The 18,669-nt window shown below is 63.2% G+C and carries 16 protein-coding genes and 1 pseudogene; 7 read left to right on the top strand and 10 right to left on the bottom strand.

The genetic code is table 11. The features are described from left to right. Positions 1 to 42: 42 nt before the first annotated feature. The 4 genes from AC3WL8_RS27240 to AC3WL8_RS27225 all read right to left on the bottom strand — a co-directional run bounded on the left by AC3WL8_RS27240 (position 43) and on the right by AC3WL8_RS27225 (position 4,293). Positions 43 to 1,485 (bottom strand): amino acid permease, encoded by a 1,443-nt coding sequence (locus AC3WL8_RS27240; RefSeq protein ID WP_492379193.1) that lies wholly within the window; start codon positions 1,483 to 1,485, stop codon positions 43 to 45. 41 nt (positions 1,486 to 1,526) lie between these two features. After that, entirely contained in the window at positions 1,527 to 2,591 is a 1,065-nt protein-coding gene (locus AC3WL8_RS27235) for a porin (protein ID WP_492379192.1), read from the bottom strand. A gap of 72 nt (positions 2,592 to 2,663) precedes the next feature. Continuing rightward, positions 2,664 to 3,056: a RidA family protein gene (locus AC3WL8_RS27230; protein ID WP_492379191.1), complete on the bottom strand. Its 393-nt coding sequence runs from the start codon at positions 3,054 to 3,056 to the stop codon at positions 2,664 to 2,666. Positions 3,057 to 3,090: 34 nt separating this feature from the next. Continuing rightward, positions 3,091 to 4,293 carry an amino acid aminotransferase gene (locus AC3WL8_RS27225; RefSeq protein WP_492379190.1) on the bottom strand — a complete coding sequence of 401 codons (1,203 nt, stop codon included), beginning with the start codon at positions 4,291 to 4,293 and terminating at the stop codon, positions 3,091 to 3,093. A 190-nt stretch (positions 4,294 to 4,483) separates the two neighbouring features. Between AC3WL8_RS27225 and AC3WL8_RS27220 the strand changes: the two genes are divergently transcribed. Together AC3WL8_RS27220 and AC3WL8_RS27215 are read left to right on the top strand one after the other, a co-directional pair. Continuing rightward, positions 4,484 to 4,951 carry an Lrp/AsnC family transcriptional regulator gene (locus tag AC3WL8_RS27220; RefSeq protein WP_035817051.1) on the top strand — a complete coding sequence of 156 codons (468 nt, stop codon included), beginning with the start codon at positions 4,484 to 4,486 and terminating at the stop codon, positions 4,949 to 4,951. A gap of 368 nt (positions 4,952 to 5,319) precedes the next feature. Next, positions 5,320 to 5,403: pseudogene (locus AC3WL8_RS27215) on the top strand (DUF3096 domain-containing protein); the annotation flags it as partial. 85 nt (positions 5,404 to 5,488) lie between these two features. On the opposite strand, the gene AC3WL8_RS27210 reads toward AC3WL8_RS27215, so the two are convergent. From AC3WL8_RS27210 to AC3WL8_RS27190, 5 genes are all read right to left on the bottom strand, one after another. Beyond that, a complete protein-coding gene (locus tag AC3WL8_RS27210; protein ID WP_492379189.1) occupies positions 5,489 to 5,818 on the bottom strand; it encodes a BON domain-containing protein in 330 nt (109 codons plus the stop codon). A gap of 859 nt (positions 5,819 to 6,677) precedes the next feature. Then, positions 6,678 to 7,412, bottom strand: a complete 735-nt coding sequence (locus AC3WL8_RS27205; RefSeq protein ID WP_013959814.1) for an MgtC/SapB family protein — start codon at positions 7,410 to 7,412, stop codon at positions 6,678 to 6,680. Positions 7,413 to 7,424: 12 nt separating this feature from the next. Next, positions 7,425 to 8,738, bottom strand: coding sequence for a TolC family outer membrane protein (locus AC3WL8_RS27200; protein ID WP_492379188.1), 1,314 nt, complete (start codon positions 8,736 to 8,738; stop codon positions 7,425 to 7,427). Between the two features lie 80 nt (positions 8,739 to 8,818). Next, the gene (locus tag AC3WL8_RS27195; RefSeq protein WP_492379187.1) at positions 8,819 to 11,872 is read right to left on the bottom strand and encodes an efflux RND transporter permease subunit; all 3,054 of its coding nucleotides are present in this window, start codon (positions 11,870 to 11,872) and stop codon (positions 8,819 to 8,821) included. Continuing rightward, positions 11,869 to 13,017 carry an efflux RND transporter periplasmic adaptor subunit gene (locus AC3WL8_RS27190; RefSeq protein ID WP_492379186.1) on the bottom strand — a complete coding sequence of 383 codons (1,149 nt, stop codon included), beginning with the start codon at positions 13,015 to 13,017 and terminating at the stop codon, positions 11,869 to 11,871. The genes AC3WL8_RS27195 and AC3WL8_RS27190 overlap by 4 nt, the downstream gene beginning before the upstream one ends. 329 nt (positions 13,018 to 13,346) lie before the next feature. On the opposite strand from AC3WL8_RS27190, the gene AC3WL8_RS27185 reads away from it, so the two are divergent. Next, positions 13,347 to 14,060, top strand: coding sequence for a TetR/AcrR family transcriptional regulator (locus tag AC3WL8_RS27185; RefSeq protein WP_492379185.1), 714 nt, complete (start codon positions 13,347 to 13,349; stop codon positions 14,058 to 14,060). A gap of 9 nt (positions 14,061 to 14,069) precedes the next feature. On the opposite strand, the gene AC3WL8_RS27180 is transcribed toward AC3WL8_RS27185, so the two are convergent. Next, positions 14,070 to 14,717 (bottom strand): TetR/AcrR family transcriptional regulator, encoded by a 648-nt coding sequence (locus AC3WL8_RS27180; protein ID WP_492379184.1) that lies wholly within the window; start codon positions 14,715 to 14,717, stop codon positions 14,070 to 14,072. 334 nt (positions 14,718 to 15,051) lie between these two features. Here AC3WL8_RS27180 and AC3WL8_RS27175 point away from each other — a divergent pair, with 334 nt between their 5' ends. The 4 genes from AC3WL8_RS27175 to AC3WL8_RS27160 are packed head-to-tail and all read left to right on the top strand — an operon-like array spanning position 15,052 to position 18,587. After that, positions 15,052 to 15,699: a paraquat-inducible protein A gene (locus AC3WL8_RS27175; RefSeq protein ID WP_492379231.1), complete on the top strand. Its 648-nt coding sequence runs from the start codon at positions 15,052 to 15,054 to the stop codon at positions 15,697 to 15,699. Continuing rightward, positions 15,696 to 16,370, top strand: coding sequence for a paraquat-inducible protein A (locus AC3WL8_RS27170; RefSeq protein WP_013959821.1), 675 nt, complete (start codon positions 15,696 to 15,698; stop codon positions 16,368 to 16,370). Before AC3WL8_RS27175 ends, AC3WL8_RS27170 begins: the two co-directional genes overlap by 4 nt. Further along, the gene (locus AC3WL8_RS27165) at positions 16,354 to 17,985 is read left to right on the top strand and encodes a PqiB family protein (protein WP_492379183.1); all 1,632 of its coding nucleotides are present in this window, start codon (positions 16,354 to 16,356) and stop codon (positions 17,983 to 17,985) included. The genes AC3WL8_RS27170 and AC3WL8_RS27165 overlap by 17 nt, the downstream gene beginning before the upstream one ends. Then, positions 17,982 to 18,587, top strand: a complete 606-nt coding sequence (locus AC3WL8_RS27160) for a PqiC family protein (protein WP_013959823.1) — start codon at positions 17,982 to 17,984, stop codon at positions 18,585 to 18,587. The genes AC3WL8_RS27165 and AC3WL8_RS27160 overlap by 4 nt, the downstream gene beginning before the upstream one ends. Positions 18,588 to 18,669: the final 82 nt, after the last annotated feature.

Here is an 18,669-nt window from a genome sequence, read left to right as displayed (position 1 = left end):
GACCGTGCCGGGCAGACGGGGCGCCGATCGCCCCTGCCGGCATCAGCCCGCGTGCGGCTCGAGCGGTTCGCTCCCGATGGCCCGCGCCCGCTTCGCATACCAGCCGAAGTAGGCGAGGCTCAGCAGCACGAGCCACGGCGCGCCGAAGATCATAGTCATGCGAAACTCTGCGGTGAACATCGTGGTGAGCAAAATGGCGAGCATCAGCGCGGCGCCCAGCAGCGTCAGCGCCGGAAAGCCCTTCATGCGAAAGCGCAGAGGGGCATTGCCTTGCGCTTCCCACTTGCGGCGGAAGCAGTAGTGGGTAACGAAGATCATCATCCACGTGAACATGGCGCCGAACATAGAAACCGCCATCATCAGCGTGAACGAGGCATCAGGATAGACGACGCTCAGCAGGGTCGCCAGCGCGATCCCCAGCGTCGACACCAGCAGCGCGGATAGCGGCACGCCGCGCCGGCTGACACGCCCGAATCGGGCGGGAGCATAGCCCGCGCGCGACAGGCTGAACATCATCCGCGTCGTGATGTACAGCTGGCTGTTCATCGACGACAGCGCCGCCACCAGCACGACGAAGTTGATCACGCCCGCGGCCCCGGGGATGTTGATGGCCTCCATCACCTTGACGAACGGACTTTCCTCCCGGCCGGCGACGGTCCACGGCACGATCGCCAGCATCAGCGCCAGCGTGAGCAAGTAGAACAGCACCAGGCGAATCATTGTGGAACGGAAGGCACGCGTGATCGCATGCTCCGGATCCTCGGCCTCGCCCGCGGCCACCGCGATCATCTCGATGCTCAGGTAGCTGAAGATGGAGATGATGACGGCCACCCACATGCCCCACAGGCCTTTCGGAAAGAAGCCACCGTTTGCGGTGTAGTGGTGAAAGCCGGCCACGGCCCCCTCCCCTGATCCGGCCACCGAAGCCGGCGCGCCGAAGACAACATAGGCACCGATGAGTATGAAGCCGACGATCGCTGCGACCTTGATGACCGAGAACCAGTATTCGACGGCACCGAAGATGTTGACGCTGAGCGCGTTGACCAGCACCAGCGCCGCGGAGAACGAGGCAATCCAGAACCAGCCAGGCACCGCGGGAAACCAGTACTTCATATAGAGCGCGATCGCGGTCACCTCCGTCCCGACAGCCAGCACGATGCAGGCCCAGTACGCGTAGCGCACGAGGAAGCCAGCCCATGGGCTGACATAGTGCTCCGCGTAGGCGCCGAACGAGCCCGAGGTCGGGTGCGCCACGGTCATTTCCGCCAGGCAGCCCATCAGGATCAACGCGATGAAGGCGCCGATGGCATAGCTGACCAGCACGCTTGGGCCGGCAAAGCCGATGGCAAAGCCGCTGCCGAGGAATAGGCCGGTACCGATCGCGCCGCCGATGGCGATCATCGCCATCTGGCTGGCGTTCAGGGTCCGCTTGAGCCCCCGCTCCCGCTCCACGATTTGCTGAAAGCTCTGCGTTGACTTGCTCATGGTGTCTCTCTCCTTCTACTTTTGAACGTGAACCGCTAGGCTCAGAACACGTGGCGCATGCCAACGGCCATGCCGGTCTGGTTGCCGCGCCCCGGCAGCTCGGTGGCCGCTGCGCCGCTGACGCGGTTGTAGTCCACGGTGCCGTATAGCTGGGAGCGCCTGGACAGTGAGTATTCTGCTAGCAGCACGGCAGTCAGCCGCTTGCCGCTCTGGCCGGCAACGCCGTTCACGTCGCGGATGTTGTCGTGATAGACAACGCCCGTCATCGCCAGCGCGCCAGAAACCTGGTACGTCAGGCCCGTGTAGAACGTCATGTCCTTGCGCGGGTTGGCGGCGAAAGATCCGTAGCTGACGGTGCGCGAAGGATCGTTCAGCATGCCATCGACCATCCCGGTGGCGTCCTTGCCGCCGATGTAGCCGGCAAACAGCTTCGCCGGTCCGAACGCATAACGCCCCGCCACGCCCCACATGCGCTGGGTCTCGCTCGCGGCGTCCCGCATCTCCTGATAGACGGCGCCCACGCCGAGATTGCCGTGGTTGTACGCGACGCGCGCGCCCCAGTAGGAGCCCTGCTTCAGGTTGCCCTGCAACTCGCCAAGTCCGTAGCTGGCGCCGACGTTGAGGCCGCCGAACGTGCCGTCGTAACTGACCGCGTTGTCGATGCGGCCGCCGGTCATGAAGTACGGCCAAGCATTGGCCGTGTAGTTGCCTACGGTCAGCGGATCGAATTCACCGAACAGGTTGAAGCCTTCGGTCGACTGGCGGCCGAGCTTGAGCGTACCCAGGCCGCCGGATAATCCGACATAGGCGTGGCGGCCGAACAGGCGACCGTTCTGGTTCACGCGCCCGGTGTCCGGATCGAAGCCATTCTCGAGCCGGAACAGGGCCTTCATGCCGCCGCCGAGTTCCTCCTCGCCCCGCAAGCCGAAGCGGCTGTTGGTCACGGCGCCGTTGGTCAGCTGCACGACGCTGTTGTTGCTCGCGTTGGCATTGGTCGTAAGCCGGATGCTCTGGTCAACAATGCCATACAGCGTGACGGCGCTCTGTGCGCAGGCCGAGCCCGCTACCAGGCTACCTAGTACCAGCGGGAAAGCAAATTTCTGCATGTCTCCTCCACGTGATTTCGTTCTGTTTTTTTGATGATGAAAGCGCCGTTCGGCGGCGGGAAAGAACCGGAATCAGGCCTCCTGCCTGCTCGCCGGCAGCCTGACGTACGCCACAATCTCGATCAACATGGCCGGATGGGCAAAGCCGGCCACCGCGACACTGGCCCGGTTCGGATAGGGAGCGCGAAAGAACTCGCGGTACACCGAATCGATGACCGGCATGTCGCCCGGGGCGTGCATGTACACGAGCACCTGCGCGACATCGTCGAGCCGGCATCCGGCCGCTTCCACGGTCGCCGCGAGATTGCCGAACGTCAGCCGCGCTTGCGCGGTGATGTCGTCCCCGACGATGTTGCCGGCCGCATCGATGGGGCCATGGGCCGTGAACATCATGCCGTTGGCATGCGTGGCCCATGAGAATGGCTGCGGGGGTTCCGGCAAGGGGGTCTGAATGATGTCTGCCATATGTCTCTTCTGAAGAATGCCTGTGTGCCGCTGTTCAGCAGCGCGCGCGCAGGACCGTCGCCATCGCGTGCGCGACGTGCTCGAGATTGGTGTCGTTGAGCCCCGCCACGCACAGGCGGCCCGAGCGAAGCACGTAGACGCCGTGCGCTTCGCGCAGGCAATCGGCCTCCGGCCCCGACAGGCCCGTGTAGCTGAACATGCCGCGCTGCGTGGTCAGGTAGTCGAACGGCGCGCCGGGCACGCTCGCCTCCAGCCGCTCCCTGAGCGAGCGGCGCATGCGCGCGATGCGTTCGCGCATCTGCGCCACCTCGGCAGCCCACTGTCCGGCCAGCGCGGGATCGCAGAGCACCGTCGAGATCAACCGGGCCCCATGGAGCGGCGGGCTCGAGTACACGCGCCGCACGGCCGCTTTCAGTTGCCCCAGCACGCGATTGGCCTCGTCCTCGTTCGGAGTCACGACGGAAAGCCCGCCGCACCGCTCCCCGTACAGCGAGAAGTTTTTCGAGAAGGAGTTGCTGACGAGGAACGGCACGCCGGCATCGACCAGCGCGCGCACCGGCCATGCATCCTCCTCGAGCCCATGGCCGAAGCCCTGGTAGGCCATGTCGAGGAACGGAATCAGCCCGTGTTGCCGCAGCACCTTGATCAGTTCTGCCCATTGCTCGCGGGACAGGTCGATGCCGGTGGGGTTGTGGCAGCTCGGCTGCAGCAGCACCACGCTGCGTGCCGGCAGTCCGCGGATCGTCGCCAGCATTTCGTCAAAGCGAAGCCCGTTCGTTTGCGGGTCGTAGTACGGGTAGGTGTGCACCGCCACGCCCGCGCCGGCGAACAGAACCTGATGGTTCTCCCAGCTCGGATCGCTGATCCACACGGCACAGCCCGGGAAGCAGAGCTTCAGGAATTCGGCGCCGATGCGCAGCGCGCTCGAGCCGCCGACCGACTGGATCGTGGCGACCCGTTTCTCCTTCAGCGCCGGGCTGTCCGAGCCGAACACAAGCTGCTGCAGCGCGTGCCGGTACGGCGCCATGCCTTCCATCGGCAGGTAAGTGTGCGGACCGTGCTGTTCGGCGAGCTGGAGCACCGCCGCGCCGACGCTTCCGAGCACCGGAATCCGGCCGTCATCGTCGTAGTAAAGGCCGATGCTGAGGTTCGCTTTCTGCCGTCGGGAATCGGCCTGGTAAGCCTCCATTAACGAAAGGATGGGGTCGCCGGCATAGGCGGGGATGTGCGCAAACATTGGAATTCGTCGGGGTTCGGATTAGGAATGCGGACAGCAGCGGACTTGCCTCTATCGCCATCCGCGGTGCCTTCATGGGAACGGAATCCTATCAAACGAAAAGACGAATGTGCTTGCGTTTATTGCTTGCTTTTATGTATATATCGAAGCTTAATCGGCTTTTTTAATTACTAACGGTGGATTCTTCGAAATGGAACTGGACCAGACCGACGTGCGCATCTTGCATCACCTGGAAGGCAACGGGCGCATCACCAACCAGGAACTGGCGGAGGCCGTCGGCCTCTCGGCCTCCGCCTGCTTCAGGCGGGTAAAACTGCTGGAGGAGCGTGGCGTGATTGCCGGCTATCGGTGCGTGATCGGCGCGAAGCAGGTCGGTGTGGCCTTCGAGGCACTGGTACATGTCTCGATGCGCTCGGACATCGAGGACTGGCACGAGAACTTCGTGAAGGCCATCCACCGGTGGCCCGAAGTCGTGACGGCCCGTATCGTGACGGGCACGTCAAACTATGTGCTGACCGTGCGGACGAAAGACCTGGAGCACTTCTCCCACTTCGTGGTCCACAAGCTTCACAAGGAGCCGGGCGTCATGGCGATCAACTCGAACATTGTCCTGGAGACGCTGAAATTGCACGGCTCCGTGCTGGACTTGCTGGAATAACTGTTCGCTCAGTGGCTCAAGCGCTGGCTGCCAGCCTTTCGTTCGACGGTTGCGCGCTGGGAGAGGTCAGCCGTAAAGGGCGATCATCGCCCGCCGCTCTTTGCAAAGCGACACGCGTCGTCAGCAAATACCTGATCCATTATGTCCGTCCAGTGGGACGCGTATCGCGCGGCGATGCCGTTTGGTTGGCGACTATCAGCGCCGCGTTCTCTAAGGCTCGCGACTTGGCGGGATCAACTGGCGATGATGCCCTACCTTCCGCGAAATCCACTCGCTGTCAAAACGGCTCTACTGGAACAGGGCGGCGTTGACACTCGCGCGTTGCTTGGTCACCTGGCTGACGCCATGTCAGGCCTGTACGCGAATCGATGCCGCGGCTGCTTAACTATATCGTCGCCATTTACCTTATCGTCATCGGCCTGCTCGGACTGTTTGGCGGGCATCTGCGCTGAGTGAACAATAAAGGGATCGTGGCCTGAGTCTGCGCCGCTCGGGTAAGCCTGCCCCGCCAACTATGCCCGGGCAGGCTGTTGCAGCTTACCGCGACAATACCTTCAGCTTGTCGTTCACCGAACTCACACCCTCCACGCTACGCGTGGTGTCCACCGCAAGTTGGTGCTGTTCCTTCGTCGGCACCGAGCCACTCAGGTTGACCGTGCGGTTCTTGGTCTTCACGTGAATGCCCGTGGCCTTCAGGTCCTTGGTGGCAAGCAGCTTGGTCTTCACCTTGGTCGTGATGGCGCTGTCGCTGACGCTTTGCTTGGTCTTTTCGGCACTCAGGTCAGTGGTAGCCGCAGGCCGCTGCTCGCGATCACCCTCGGCGCGGCCCGGCATGCCAGGGGCGGGCCGTGGTATCGGCGGCGACACGCATAAAGCCGCCTGTATCGAGTGCGAACGCGCTCCCGGCAGCCACCGCCAGTGCAGCAGCGACACAAGTCGAGCGCAGGGTATGGGTAGGAATTTTCATCGCTCTCTCCTGATGGTGTGATCACACGATTCTTCATGAGGCGCCACACGAGGTGACTTGTGGTCGATGCATGCATCGCGACCACGGGTTCCTCGTGAACCGCATGAACGTCACTCGCAATGAGCGTACCTGCCGGAATGGCCCTAACCTGTGGTGAAGCCGTTTATGTCACTCTCCCGATACATCGCAATATGTGTAGTTTGGAGCAGGGGATTGTAATTCCGGTCAGCGCAAAATGATTGGTTGCAACAGGCGACGCGGCGGCCGCAATTGCAGCACTGCCACTGCTCAGCTCGCCTTCGCTGGTGGCCCGTGCCTCCCTACGGCAAACGTGGCATCGGTGGGGAAGCCGGAGCAACGCTAGGTAACCTAACGTACGGCACGACGGCGTAAGGAAAGGTCGCCGATCCATTAGCCGGCATAGTCGCGGGTGTTGAAATCGGCTGTGCCCCGGAGCTTTCCTGCTTTGAAAGTGGCGCGGTTTCCAACTCAGTGCCATTCCAGCCTTCGCTAATGCCGCGCTGGTCTGGAATCTGGGCTCGACTGCTTGTCTGCGGAGCGGAAAACGCTGCCGCTGACACCATTCCAAACAGCGTGATCGCAACGGTGGACTTCACTAATTGGATCCTATGGGCTGAAACCATGTGCGCTCTTGTTTGTTGTGTCAATAGCGCCAGGCTCCTCAGTAATTTCATTTAGATCACCATGCATTGTCAGCAAAACAGCGTTGGTTGACAAAGAAGTGCTCGCGTACCCAAATCAACTGCGCACCGGCAGGATGCTGAACCGGGAGACACCCTGTGTTGCAGCCATCTCGGCCGCCAATGCTGCCGGCGATGTTGCGCGCGCCTTGTCCGGTGCGACCAGGCTGACTCTCCACACCGCCTGGTTGTCGGCAAACGTGATGGTCAGGCTGTCGTGCAACACGCGATAGCCGCGGGACTTTGCCCTGTCGATCAGCAGATCGAGGTCAGGCGCTTCCCCGGGTTGGAAAGTCAGAGACACATCAAGCGTCATGCGCCCCGGAAGCCTGGCCTCCAGCCGGTGCAACAGGGACATCGAGCCCACGCAGAGCACGGCAAGCAGCAACGCGGCGGCATAGAAGCCAACGCCGAGCAACACCCCTATGGCCGAGGCAGCCCAGATCGATGCCGCGGTCGTGAGGCCGCGGATGCTCATGCCGTCCTTCATGATGACCCCCGCGCAAAGGAAGCCGCAGCCGGTGACGACTCCCTGGACGATATGGGTCGGGTCTGCCTGGGCGTGCGCTGAAACACCCCCGTACCACAGCCCCGGGTAGCCGACGAACACAGTCAAGGCCGTCGACGCCATGCAGACGAGACCATAAGTGCGCATGCCGGCGGCGCGGCCGTTGTATGAGCGCTCGTAGCCAACCAGCATGCCGAGCAGCAACGCGCCCACCATATTCAGCCCGATGAACGCGTTAGCGGCGAGAAAGGCGCCGCTCCAGTAGTGCTGCAGATCTCCTGGCATAGGATTTCTCGATCAGGCTGCGAGCCAGACATTCAGCGAGCGCAAGGTTTCCTCGCTCAGTTCCCCCGCCGCGGCGGCAAGCCGCAGACGGCCAAGGAGGTAGTCCAGGCGTGCCTGGACCAGGTCGAGCTCAGCGGTGAACACGCGCTGCTGCGCGTCGAGCACGTCGGGTTCCGTACGGGTACCGAGGTCCCGGCCAAGCGTCGTTGCCGCGAGCGCGCTACGCGCCGAAGTCAACGACTGCTCGAGTGCGGCGACGCGCGACACGCCCGTTTTGACCGAGAGGAATCCGTCCTGCACCCTCAGGCGCACGTCGCGCCGGGCGGCGGCAACCTCCTGCTCCGCCTGGCTCTTCCTCGCAACGGATTCCCGCTCGCGCGAATCCAGTCCGCCGCCCGCGTACAGCGGAATGGTGAGCTGCAAGCCGACAGTCGCGGTCCGGGTGTTGCTGGCTGCAACCCACGGAGCCAGGTTGCCGGTTTGCCCTTGTGCGCCATAACGCGCCACGAGCGAGACGGTCGGGCGACTGCTGACGCGGTACTTATCGATCTCCGCGCCGGCAATGTCGCGCTCCGACTGTCTGGTCTTGACGAGGTAGCTTTGTTCTTCACCCTTTGCCTGCCACGCCGTGAGATTGTCCGGCTCCGGCGGCCGCGGCGTGAAACCGGGCGCCGGCCCGCTGAGCTGATCGGGCGCCATGCCGACGGTTTCCTGGAATCGAGTGCGTCGCTGTTCGAGCGCAGATTGCGCCGTGACTTCGCGACTCTCGACCCCATCCAGGCGCGCCTGGGCTTCATGGAGATCGGTGATCTTGCCCTGGCCGATGTCAAAGCGCGCCTTCGCGCGGTCGCGTTGCTGTCGCAACGCCGCCTTCTCGGCCTGCACCACGCGAACGGTCTCCTCGCTCAACACCACGCCGAAGTATGCCTCGGCCACCCGCAAGGCCAGGTCCTGGCGAGACTGGTCGAACTGCGTCTGCGCCAGGCTCGATTGCTCGCGGAACTGCTTCCTCGTGGCTACCGCGGTCCTGTCGTACAGCGGCTGAACCAGCACCACGCCGGCCTGGCGCGCAGTTCCCGAGCTATCGCTGGATACCAACGGCGCAACGTCGGCCGGCGGGTTGCCGGACGAACGATTATTGATCCGGTCCAGTGTCGCCTGGAGGCTTACGCGTGGACGCAGCAAGGCGTCGCCCTGCACTGCCCTCTCCCGCCCCGCCGTGAGCGCATCGTTCGCAGCGAGGCTCGTCGGATCATGCGCCAGTGCCTGCTGATAGGCCCCCACGAGATCGATAGCGCCCGACTCTCCAGCGTTCAGGAAAAGCATGCAGCCCAACGCCACTTGCCCGGCCCGCATGGCCATACCCAATCTTTTCATCGAAAACACTCTCATCGTCACATTTGCGATCAGACGGTCGCAGGACGCTTGGCCCGGTACCAGGTCGCATACAGGGCAGGAAGGAAGACGAGGGTCAGTACCGTGGCAACGGCGAGCCCTCCCATGATTGCCCATGCCATGGGACCCCAGAACACGGAATGGGTAAGCGGCACCATCGCCAGGATCGCCGCCAGGGCAGTCAGCACGATCGGACGCAGCCGTCGCACCGCGGCCTCGACGATGGCCGTCCACAAGGGGACACCCGCGGCCACGTCCTGGTCGATCTGCACGACCAGGATCACCGAGTTGCGGATGATCATTCCGGCGAGGGCGATCACGCCCAACATGGCGACAAAACCAAATGGAATCCGGAACGCGGCCATGATGATGCTGACACCGATCAGCCCGAGCGGCGCGGTCAGCAGGACCATCGCCATCTTTCTCATATCCTGCAGTTGAATCATCAGCAGCAGGAGCACCGCGATGATCGTCACAGGCATCACCGCGAAAACAGAATGCTGGGCCTTCGCACTCGATTCGTAAGCGCCACCGTTCTCGAAGCCATAGCCGAGCGGAAGCTCTTTCTCCAGTGCGTCGAGCTTCGGCTGCAGTGCACGCGTGACGTCGGGTGCCTGCGCCCCGGCGATATCGGCACGAACCGTCAGCGTCGGCACGCGATTACGCCGCCACAGCTCGCTGTCCTCGCTGTCAAGCGTGAGTCGGGCCACCTGAGAGACCGGCACGAACTTGCCGTCACGCACGTAGATCTTTGCATCCTTCAGGTTGTTCAGGTCCGTGCGTTCCGCCGCGACCAGGCGCGAGACCACGTCGATACCCTGGTCTTCCTCGCGGTACTGGGTGATTGGCGTGCCCGACAGCGAAGCCTCAAGTGCCTCCTTGATCTGGCCTGAGCTGACACCCAGTGCACGCGCCTTGTCCTGGTCGACGTCGACCTGCAAGCGCTTGACGCGTTCGCCCCAGTCCTGGTTGACCTCGCGCACGTGCGGCTCTTCGCGCATGATTGCGGCCAGTTTCTGCCCGATTGCGCGAACTTTGGCGTTGTCCTGCCCGAACACGCGGAACTGCACCGGGTAACCGACCGGCGGACCGTTTTCCAGTCGATTGACGCGGCCACGCACATTGGGGAATCTCTCGTCGAACAGCTTCTCGAGCTTCTCCTTCACCCGCTCCCGTGCTTCCCCGCCCTTCGTCATCACCAGCATCTCGCCCAGGTTCAGATTGGGCGTCTGCACGTCGAGAGGCAGGTAGAATCGCGGCGCACCGTTGCCAACAAAGCTGGTCACCGCCGCAATGTCCGGATCGCCCTTGAGCAGGCCTTCCAGCTTCTGGACCTCGCGTTGACTCGCCTCGAACGTGGAAGCCTTCGGCATCCACAGGTCCACGATGAGTTCGGGCCGGTCAGACGCGGGAAAGAACTGTTGGGGTATTGCCTTGAACAGCAGCAGCGAGCCGATAAACGCGGCGAGCGTGATGCCGAGCACCCACACGCGCTGCTTCAGGCAGAAGTCGATAAAGCGGCGGAACCTGACATAGAAGCCGCGCTGGTAGACCGCGTCCTCGTCATGCGACGCGTGCGCATGCTCCTTCAGGAGCTTGAAGCCGATGTATGGCGTAAAGAGGACGGCCACGATCCAGGACAACACCAGCGAAATACCGACCACCTGGAACAGGGAGTACACATATTCGCCCGTTCCCGACTTCGCAAAGCCGACCGGAAGAAAACCCGCCGCCGTGATCAGCGTGCCGGTAAGCATCGGGAAAGCGGTGGCTGTGTAGGCGTATGTGGCAGCGCGGAACTTGTCCCAGCCCTGCTCCAGCTTCAGCGCCATCATTTCGACGGCAATGATGGCGTCGTCCACCAACAGTCCGAGCGCAATGATCAGCGCGCCCAGCGAGATGCGTTGCAACTCAATGCCCATCACGTACATCGCCAGGAAGGTCATGGCCAGCACGAGCGGGATGCTGAGCGCGACGACCAGTCCGGTGCGCAAGCCCAACGAGAGGAAGCTGACGACGAGCACAATGATCACAGCCTCGGCCAGACTCTTCTTGAACTCGAATACGGAATGCTCGACGATACGCGGCTGGTCGCTGACCGCGTGGATCTGCACGCCCACCGGCAGGTTGGACTCGATGTGCTTGATCGTTTCATCCAGCCTTGCGCCAAGCCGAATCACGTCGCCGCCCTTGCGCATGCTCACCGCCAGTCCGATCGCCTCATTGCCGTTGAAGCGCATCCTTGAGGTGGCGGGCTCCACAAAGCCCCGGCGGACGTCGGCGATATCGCCAAGGCGGAAGGTACGCTGGCCGGCACGGATGCCGATGGCGCGAATTTTTTCGACCGAGTCAAACTCGCCACTGACCGCCAACCGTACTTGCTCCGCGGTGGTCTGCACCGTCCCGCCCGATGTCACGGCATTGGTTTGTGCGAGGGTCGACGCGATCAGTGCCGGGTCGATACCCAGCGAGGCGAGCTTGGCGGTGGAGACTTCGACATAGATCTTCTGTTCCTGCTTGCCTACCAGGTCGACCTTGTTGACATCGCTGATACGAAGGAACTCATTACGCGCGGCGTCCGCAATCCGTCTCAGGTCGTCATAGTCGAAGCCATCGCCCGTGATGGCATAGAGGTTACCGAACGTGTCTCCGAACTCGTCATTGAAGAACGGACCCTGCGTGCCCTGTGGCAAGGTATGCCGGATGTCGCCCATCTTCTTGCGGACCTGGTACCACACATCCGGCACGGCACCCGGCGGTACATCCTCGCGCAGGTTGACCTTGACCTGCGTTTCGCCCGGTTTCACATAGGTGGACGTATAGTCGATCTCCGCAACCTCTTGCAGCTTGCGCTCGATCTTGTCGGTGACCTGGTCGGCCATCTGCTGCGCGGAGCTTCCCGGCCAGTACGCCTGCACAACCATGGTCTTGATCGTGAACTCGGGGTCTTCCTTCTGGCCCAGGCTGCCATATGCGAGCGCGCCGGCCACTGACAACAGCAACAGCAGGAACGCGACCATCTGCTGGTGCTTCAGTGCCCATTCGGACAGGTTGATACCCTTCACTTCGCACCTCCCGCCCTGGCGACAGTCACCGCCTCGGCCACCTTCACCTGCTGGCCAACCTGCAGCATGTGCACGCCGGCACTGACCACGGTCTCTCCGCCCGCCAGTCCCCCAACCACGATCACGCTGTCGTTCTGCGCTGCGCCCAGCTTGACTTCACGTGCGATCACCCGCGACGTCTTCGGGTCGACCACCCATACCTGGCGGCCACGCTCATGATCGACGATGGCGGTCAGCGGCACGCGGACTACGCCGCTGCCGTCCACGTCGGGTGCGATCACCGACGCTGTCATGCCTAACCGCAGCTCCGGATCCGCCTCCTGAATGGAAATGCGTGCCGAGTACGTTCTGGTGACGCCGTCCGCGTCCGGCGCGAGCTCGCGGAGCTTGCCTGTCCAGGACTTGTCCGGCTGCGCCCACACCGTAATCGTCAGTGTCGGCGCCTTGCGTAGTTCGTCGACGCGCGACTCCGGAATGCTGATCGAGACCTCGCGTTCGCCGTCTGCCGCGACGGTGGCGACCGTCTGCCCCGCTGAAACCACCTGGCCGGCTTCCGCATTGATTGCGCTGACCACGCCATCGCGGTCTGCTACGAGCGTGGTAAATCCGCGCATGTTGGCATTGAGCTGCTGGCGCGCCTGTGCCGAGCGCAGTTGTGCTTCCGCCTGGTTAAGCGCCAGCCGCTGCTGGTCCAGCTCGGCTTGCGAGGCAAAGTTCTGGGCGAGCAGTTGCTCAGTACGCTTGACGTCCACCCGCGCCTGGGCTACCCGGCCTCTTGCCGCATCAGCCTCCGCACCCGCTGCGGCTACCTGCAACGTTTCCTGCGTGGTGTCGAGCTGGAACAGCGGCTGGCCGCGCTTGACATGGCTGCCGACTTCCACCATGCGCGCGACGATCTTGCCGGCGGTACGGAATCCCAACTGACTTTCGTAACGCGCACGAATCTCACCTGAATAGGTCGCACCGACCGACCCGGCGGTGCGTCCGGCGACCACTGTCCGCACCGGCCTCACGTCCTTGCGTTCGGGTTCCGGACCCGGGGTACACGCGGCCAGATGTGCCGCGATGATGGTAAGAGCTGCCGCTCGAAGGTTCCTGTTCAATTTCTGCGCTCCACTAAGGTCCGTCGCTCGCCTGCGAGTCATCAGCGATCCACGTCACCGAGCCGGTCTGACCGGACTCGTGCTGGCGTCATTGACGGCAAGCCTGTTCGGGCTCTTCGCCCTTCCTGAGGATTCGAAGTCTACGTCATACTGACTTATTTGTCATGATGACGTACAATTTATTTTATTGTGTGAGGACGGGTCGACTTTGCGGTCCCGGACCGCATGAGACGAAGAACGCGCGCGCCCGAAGGCTGTGGTGCGCAACGACAACGGCATACGCAAAGTGATGCGACGGGTATAGGCCGAAGACGCAGGAAGACCGGCGCGCGGCGTTGTCGACGCATTAACCATGAGGAGGAAACAGATCAATGACCCCGATGCAGACGCAATTCGCAGTTGAAACAGGACCGTGGAAGACTGGCGACCACCGTCAGCGCGTTGCGGCAACACGGCGGCAGCGTATGCGCTCGCTGTTGCTGAACAGTGCGATGCGCCTGATGCTGGAGAACAGCGCCTCGACGCCGTCCATCGACGACATCATTTCGGCAGCACGGGTTTCACGCGGAACGTTCTACAAGTACTTTCCGTCGTCTGATGCGATCGTGCGGGAGCTTGTCGGGAAGATGGCTGAACAGTGGGTGCGGGCGGCCGACCCCATTGTGCGCGACCATGACGACCCGGCCGAGCACATCGCCAGGGGAATACGGCTGGCGTCGATCCTGACGGTACACCAGCCCGGTGTGGCTGGCATCCTTGGCCGGCTCGGATGGGCGGGCTACCACGCGCCGAATATGCTGGAGTTTGTCCGCAGGGACATAGAGGAAGGCGTTCGTCGCAATCGTTTCAAGCGCATGCCGATCGCCCTGGGCTTCAATATCGTTGCCGGCGCCGCAATGAGCGCAATGCAGAGCATGCTTGATACCGAATGCCGCGAAGACTTTTCGGAGCTCGCCGCTGCGGTGGCATTGCGCGCCCTGGGCGTGGAGGAATCAGCGGCCGATGCGATATCCAGGTCGCCGCTGCAGGCGAGCGAAGCGCTGTTCGATGGCTTGCTCGCGGAAACGATCAGCGATGTGCCGTAGCGCTGGCTGCTAGTTGGAGGGCTCGGCCTTGGCGGCGAGCTTCTCCTGGGCTTTTTCGAGCAATGATTCCGGCGGAGCCACCAGCTTTGGCAAAGGCGCGGAGGTCAACCGTACCGCACTCGCTGCGGACACGCCAAGCGACCGCAATACCGCCCGCACAATCCGTTCGGGATAATCCCTGGCGGTTCTTCCCTTGGCCATGCGGTGAACGGCGATCAGCCCGGCGCCGGCCACCATGTCCAATGCCACGTCGGCCGAAGCCTCGTCAAACGTGCCCGTCTTCAGGCCTTCCTTGATATCCGAGGGCAGGTATTCGTAGACGGCAGCACCCTTGGCGCCGACCAGAAGCAGGCCCGTACCGGAAAGAAATTGCGCCACGACAGGATAGGAGCGCGCAAGGTGGAGGTATAAGCGCATACCCGTTGCAACACGCAACGCTGGGTCTTCGATATCGCCGACCACGCTCTCGATCATTTGCACCATGTCGTGACTGAGCGCGTCGCCGACAGCCGCCAGCAGATCCTCGTTAGTACGGAAGTAGTTGTAGAAGGAACCTTGCGAGACGCCAGCTGATGCAATGACTTCCGGGATCACGCTGGCTCCGACACCCCTTTGCGCAAAAACAATCATCGCGCTTTCAATGAGACGCTGGCGCATCCGTGCACGCCGTTCTGCGGCAACGCGAGGGCGGTGGTCTTTGGGATCAGGAACGGCAGGCATCTTCAGTTAGAGGACCTTATGTGACGAGGCGATTATATCAATACGCCGCTTCAACGCCGCCAACATGGAGTACGCCATGCTGGCAGCAGCGGCGCCCGTGCTCTTCTTATAACACACACAATGTCATGATGACACATAAGTCATTATGTGGAAGAATACGGAACTCATGAAGGATTCCGGTGCGCGCACGCGCTGCTTGCCTCACGCAACGAGGCCGATCATTTTCCCCAGGACACCTGTGCATCAGAACCACGCCTCGCCGCCGGTTGCCATGCTGGATCCGCACAGGCTGTTGGCGTGCGAGCATTGCGGCGCGCTCCATACGCGCGCGGCGCTGAAGCACGACGAACGTGCCACGTGCCTGCGCTGCGGCGGCGCGCTCTATCGCGACAGTTCGCGAGCCTATCGCCGCTTGCTGCCGCTCGTGGTGACTGCCTTGATCCTGCTTTTTATTTCCAACGCGTACCCCATTGTCGCCATGGACCTCAAGGGTTCGCGCATGGAGACCACGCTATGGAGCGCGGTACAGGCACTCTACGCGGACGACATGGCGCCGGTGGCGATGCTCGTGTTCGCCACGACCATCCTGTTTCCGCTGGCCGAGTTGCTGATGATGTGCTATTTGCTCGTGCCGATGGCGCGGCAGCGCACGCCACCCGGGTTCGAGCGCATCTTGCGCGGCATTTGCCGCACGCGGCCCTGGGGCATGATCGAAGTGTTCATGATCGGCGTGCTGGTTACGCTGGTGAAGCTGTCGACCGTAGCGCAGGTGGTGCCTGGCGTCGCGCTCTGGTCGTTCGCTGCCCTGGTGGTCGTACTCGCCGTCATCCTGTCGTTCGACCCGCGTGAACTCTGGCACCACCTCGATGCGCACGATGCAGATGACGTACCGGCCCGCTCGCTGGATGCCGCGCCGTGACCGCGCTTTACTCGCCCCACCCCACCGCGACCTCGCGCGGACTGCTGTCGTGCCACACCTGCGACCGGCTCAGTCCGATGACGCTCGAGGCCGAACCGTGTCCGCGCTGCGGCACCGTACTGCATCATCGCAAGCCGGCCAGCCTGGCGCGCGCCTGGGCCTTCCTGCTGGCCGCCTACCTGCTGTATATCCCGGCCAATCTGCTGCCGATCATGGTGACGCAGTCAATTTTCGGCACGCAGCGCGACACCATCCTGTCCGGCGTGATCTATCTGTGGTTGTCCGGCTCATACATGCTGGCAATCGTGGTGCTGATCGCCAGCATCGTCGTCCCGTTGCTGAAGATGATGATCCTGACCTTGCTGCTGCTATCGGCGCGCCGCGGATCGACCTGGCGCATTCGCGAGCAGACCAGGCTCTACACCCTGGTCGAAGTCATCGGCCGGTGGTCCATGCTCGATATCTTCGTGGTGGCACTGCTGGCATCGCTGGTGCGTGCCGGGGCGCTGGCCACGATTACGGCCGGTGCCGGAGCTCTGGCTTTTGCCTCGGTTGTCGTACTGACCATGCTCGCGTCACTGAGCTTTGATCCCCGTCTGCTGTGGGATGCGCTCGAGACCTCGCCCTCCCCCATCGAATTTCTGCACGCCAATAATGCCCGAACACGTTAACCATCCTCCTCCCAACGACATACCGCAGCCAGGACGCCAGCCCCGCGCGCGTTGGCTACCGTCCCTTGTCTGGGTAATCCCGATCATTGCCGCGGTGGTCGGGCTCTCGCTGCTGGTCAGCACGCTTGCGTCGCGCGGGCCCGAGATCACTGTCACCTTCCGCACTGCCGAAGGCCTGACGCCAGGCAAGACTGCCGTGCGCTACAAGGATGTCGATATCGGACTGGTCAAGACAGCACGGCTGGCAGCGGACCGTTCGCATGTGATCGCGACGATTGCGCTGACCAAGGACGCCAAGAACTTCGCCGTCGCCGACACACGGTTCTGGGTGGTACGGCCCCGCTTTGCCATCAGTGGCGTGTCGGGACTGGAAACACTGCTATCGGGCGCATATATCGGCGTGGATGCCGGCAAGTCGGGCGAGACCACGCACAGCTTCACCGGGCTCGAAAATCCGCCGGTCATCACCACCGACGCCTCCGGCAGGCAGTTCGTGCTGCGTGCGCAGGACCTGGGCTCGCTCGACATCGGCTCACCGGTCTACTATCGTCGCGTGCGGGTCGGCCATGTGGTGGCGTACCGGCTCGAGCCGAACGGCCGCGACATCACGCTGCGGGTCTTCGTCGACAAGCCCTATGACAAGCTCGTTTCCGCAGATACGCGCTTCTGGCACGCCAGCGGTGTCGACCTAAAACTGGACGCGAACGGGCTGAAGTTGTCCACGCAGTCGCTGGCCAGCGTGATGCTTGGCGGCGTAGCCTTCCAGGCCCCGGACCACTCGACCGCGCATGCCGCGGCCGCCGAGAACACCGAGTACCTGCTGGCAGCGGACCAGTCCGAAGCCATGAAGGAGCCGGACGAGCTCGCCCCCGCACTGGCAGTGCTCAACTTCGATCAGTCCGTGCGCGGGCTGTCGCCCGGTGCGCCGGTCGATTTCCGCGGCGTGACCGTCGGGCAGGTGCGCTCGATCGGTATCGAATACCAGCGTGACAAGAAGGCCTTCCGCATGCCCGTGGTGGTGGAGCTCTATCCGTCTCGCATGGGTCTGCGCGAGAACGACGTGGCTGACGACACGCGCAAGCGCGCGATCGTGCATAGCCTGGTACAGCGCGGCATGCGTGCGCAGTTGCGCACCGGCAACCTGCTCACCGGCCAGATGTATGTGGCACTCGACTTCTTTCCGAAAGTGTCCGCGCCGGTTGATCTGGACCTGAACGCGTCCGTGCCTGAGCTTCCCACCACACCGGGCACCTTCGACGAGCTGCAGGCCAAGCTTGGCGACATCGTCACCAAGATCGGCAAGGTGCCGTTCGACCAGATCGGGCAGGATGCGCGCACGGCGCTAGTGTCGATGAACAAGATGCTCGTCAATGCGGACAAGCTCGTGGCCCAGGTCAATGGCGATGTGGCACCACAGGTGGTCGCCGCGCTGCAGGATATGCGCCGCACGCTCGCCACGGCCAATGGCGCGCTGGCGCCCGACGCCTCGCTGCAACAGGATACGCGCCGGATGATGCAGGAACTCACGCAAACAGCCGTCTCGCTGCGCATGCTCACCGATTATCTCGAGCGGCATCCCGAAGCGCTCCTGCAAGGCAAGAGGGAAGAGAAATGATGAAACGTCTGACGATGCTTGTTGCGCTGGCCGCCGCCACGACCCTGATGAACGGCTGCGCGTCGCCCGAGGCACGCTACTACACGCTGGCGGCCAGTCGCTCCGACGCCGCGCCGCCCGCGACCGCGCGAGCCAGCCGTAGCGGCGACCCGTTATGGATCGAAGTCACGCCGGTGCGCGTGCCGGAGCGCCTGAACCGCATTCAGCTGGTGGTGCGTGACGGCAACGGCGGTGGCCTCAAGCTGTCCGACACTTCGCGCTGGACCTCACCATTCCCCAACGAACTGCGCGATGCGCTGTCGCAGCAACTGCAGGCGTGCCTCGATACGGTGGATGTCTACCAGCGCGGCCTGTCGGCGACGCAGCGGGCATTTCGCGTGACGACCGATGTGATAGCCCTCGACGCCGACGTGGGCAAGCGGGCAGCGGCGACCATCGCCTGGACCGTGCGGCGGCTGCCGGACGGCAAGGTCCTGAGCGGCCGCACCGAAACGGAGGTGCCCGCGCCCGGGCCGGTGGAGGGCGTGGTGAAGGCGTACCGGGAGATCCTCGCGGCAACCGCGGCCGATATAGCGGTTGGCGTGCAAGCGCTTAACCGCTAGACGTGAAACGCTCCGCACCCGCTGCCACCGCGCCACATCTCGACGCTACCGGCTCCAGCCGGCCGACGGTAGACGCCTGCCA

It is taken from the genome of Cupriavidus sp. FW305-F7 (assembly GCF_058782875.1).
Note: the sequence above shows the minus strand (reverse complement) of the source record. Positions and strands in the feature narration are given on the sequence as shown.

Excerpts from the sequence above, each read along its gene's own strand:
- AC3WL8_RS27240 (WP_492379193.1), bottom strand. The coding sequence starts at position 1,485 with ATGAGCAAGTCAACGCAGAGCTTTCAGCAAATCGTGGAGCGGGAGCGG.
- AC3WL8_RS27235 (WP_492379192.1), bottom strand. The coding sequence starts at position 2,591 with ATGCAGAAATTTGCTTTCCCGCTGGTACTAGGTAGCCTGGTAGCGGGC.
- AC3WL8_RS27230 (WP_492379191.1), bottom strand. The coding sequence starts at position 3,056 with ATGGCAGACATCATTCAGACCCCCTTGCCGGAACCCCCGCAGCCATTC.
- AC3WL8_RS27225 (WP_492379190.1), bottom strand. The coding sequence starts at position 4,293 with ATGTTTGCGCACATCCCCGCCTATGCCGGCGACCCCATCCTTTCGTTA.
- AC3WL8_RS27220 (WP_035817051.1), top strand. The coding sequence starts at position 4,484 with ATGGAACTGGACCAGACCGACGTGCGCATCTTGCATCACCTGGAAGGC.
- AC3WL8_RS27205 (WP_013959814.1), bottom strand. The coding sequence starts at position 7,412 with ATGCCAGGAGATCTGCAGCACTACTGGAGCGGCGCCTTTCTCGCCGCT.
- AC3WL8_RS27200 (WP_492379188.1), bottom strand. The coding sequence starts at position 8,738 with ATGCTTTTCCTGAACGCTGGAGAGTCGGGCGCTATCGATCTCGTGGGG.
- AC3WL8_RS27190 (WP_492379186.1), bottom strand. The coding sequence starts at position 13,017 with ATGACTCGCAGGCGAGCGACGGACCTTAGTGGAGCGCAGAAATTGAAC.
- AC3WL8_RS27185 (WP_492379185.1), top strand. The coding sequence starts at position 13,347 with ATGACCCCGATGCAGACGCAATTCGCAGTTGAAACAGGACCGTGGAAG.
- AC3WL8_RS27180 (WP_492379184.1), bottom strand. The coding sequence starts at position 14,717 with ATGCGCCAGCGTCTCATTGAAAGCGCGATGATTGTTTTTGCGCAAAGG.
- AC3WL8_RS27175 (WP_492379231.1), top strand. The coding sequence starts at position 15,052 with ATGCTGGATCCGCACAGGCTGTTGGCGTGCGAGCATTGCGGCGCGCTC.
- AC3WL8_RS27165 (WP_492379183.1), top strand. The coding sequence starts at position 16,354 with ATGCCCGAACACGTTAACCATCCTCCTCCCAACGACATACCGCAGCCA.
- AC3WL8_RS27160 (WP_013959823.1), top strand. The coding sequence starts at position 17,982 with ATGATGAAACGTCTGACGATGCTTGTTGCGCTGGCCGCCGCCACGACC.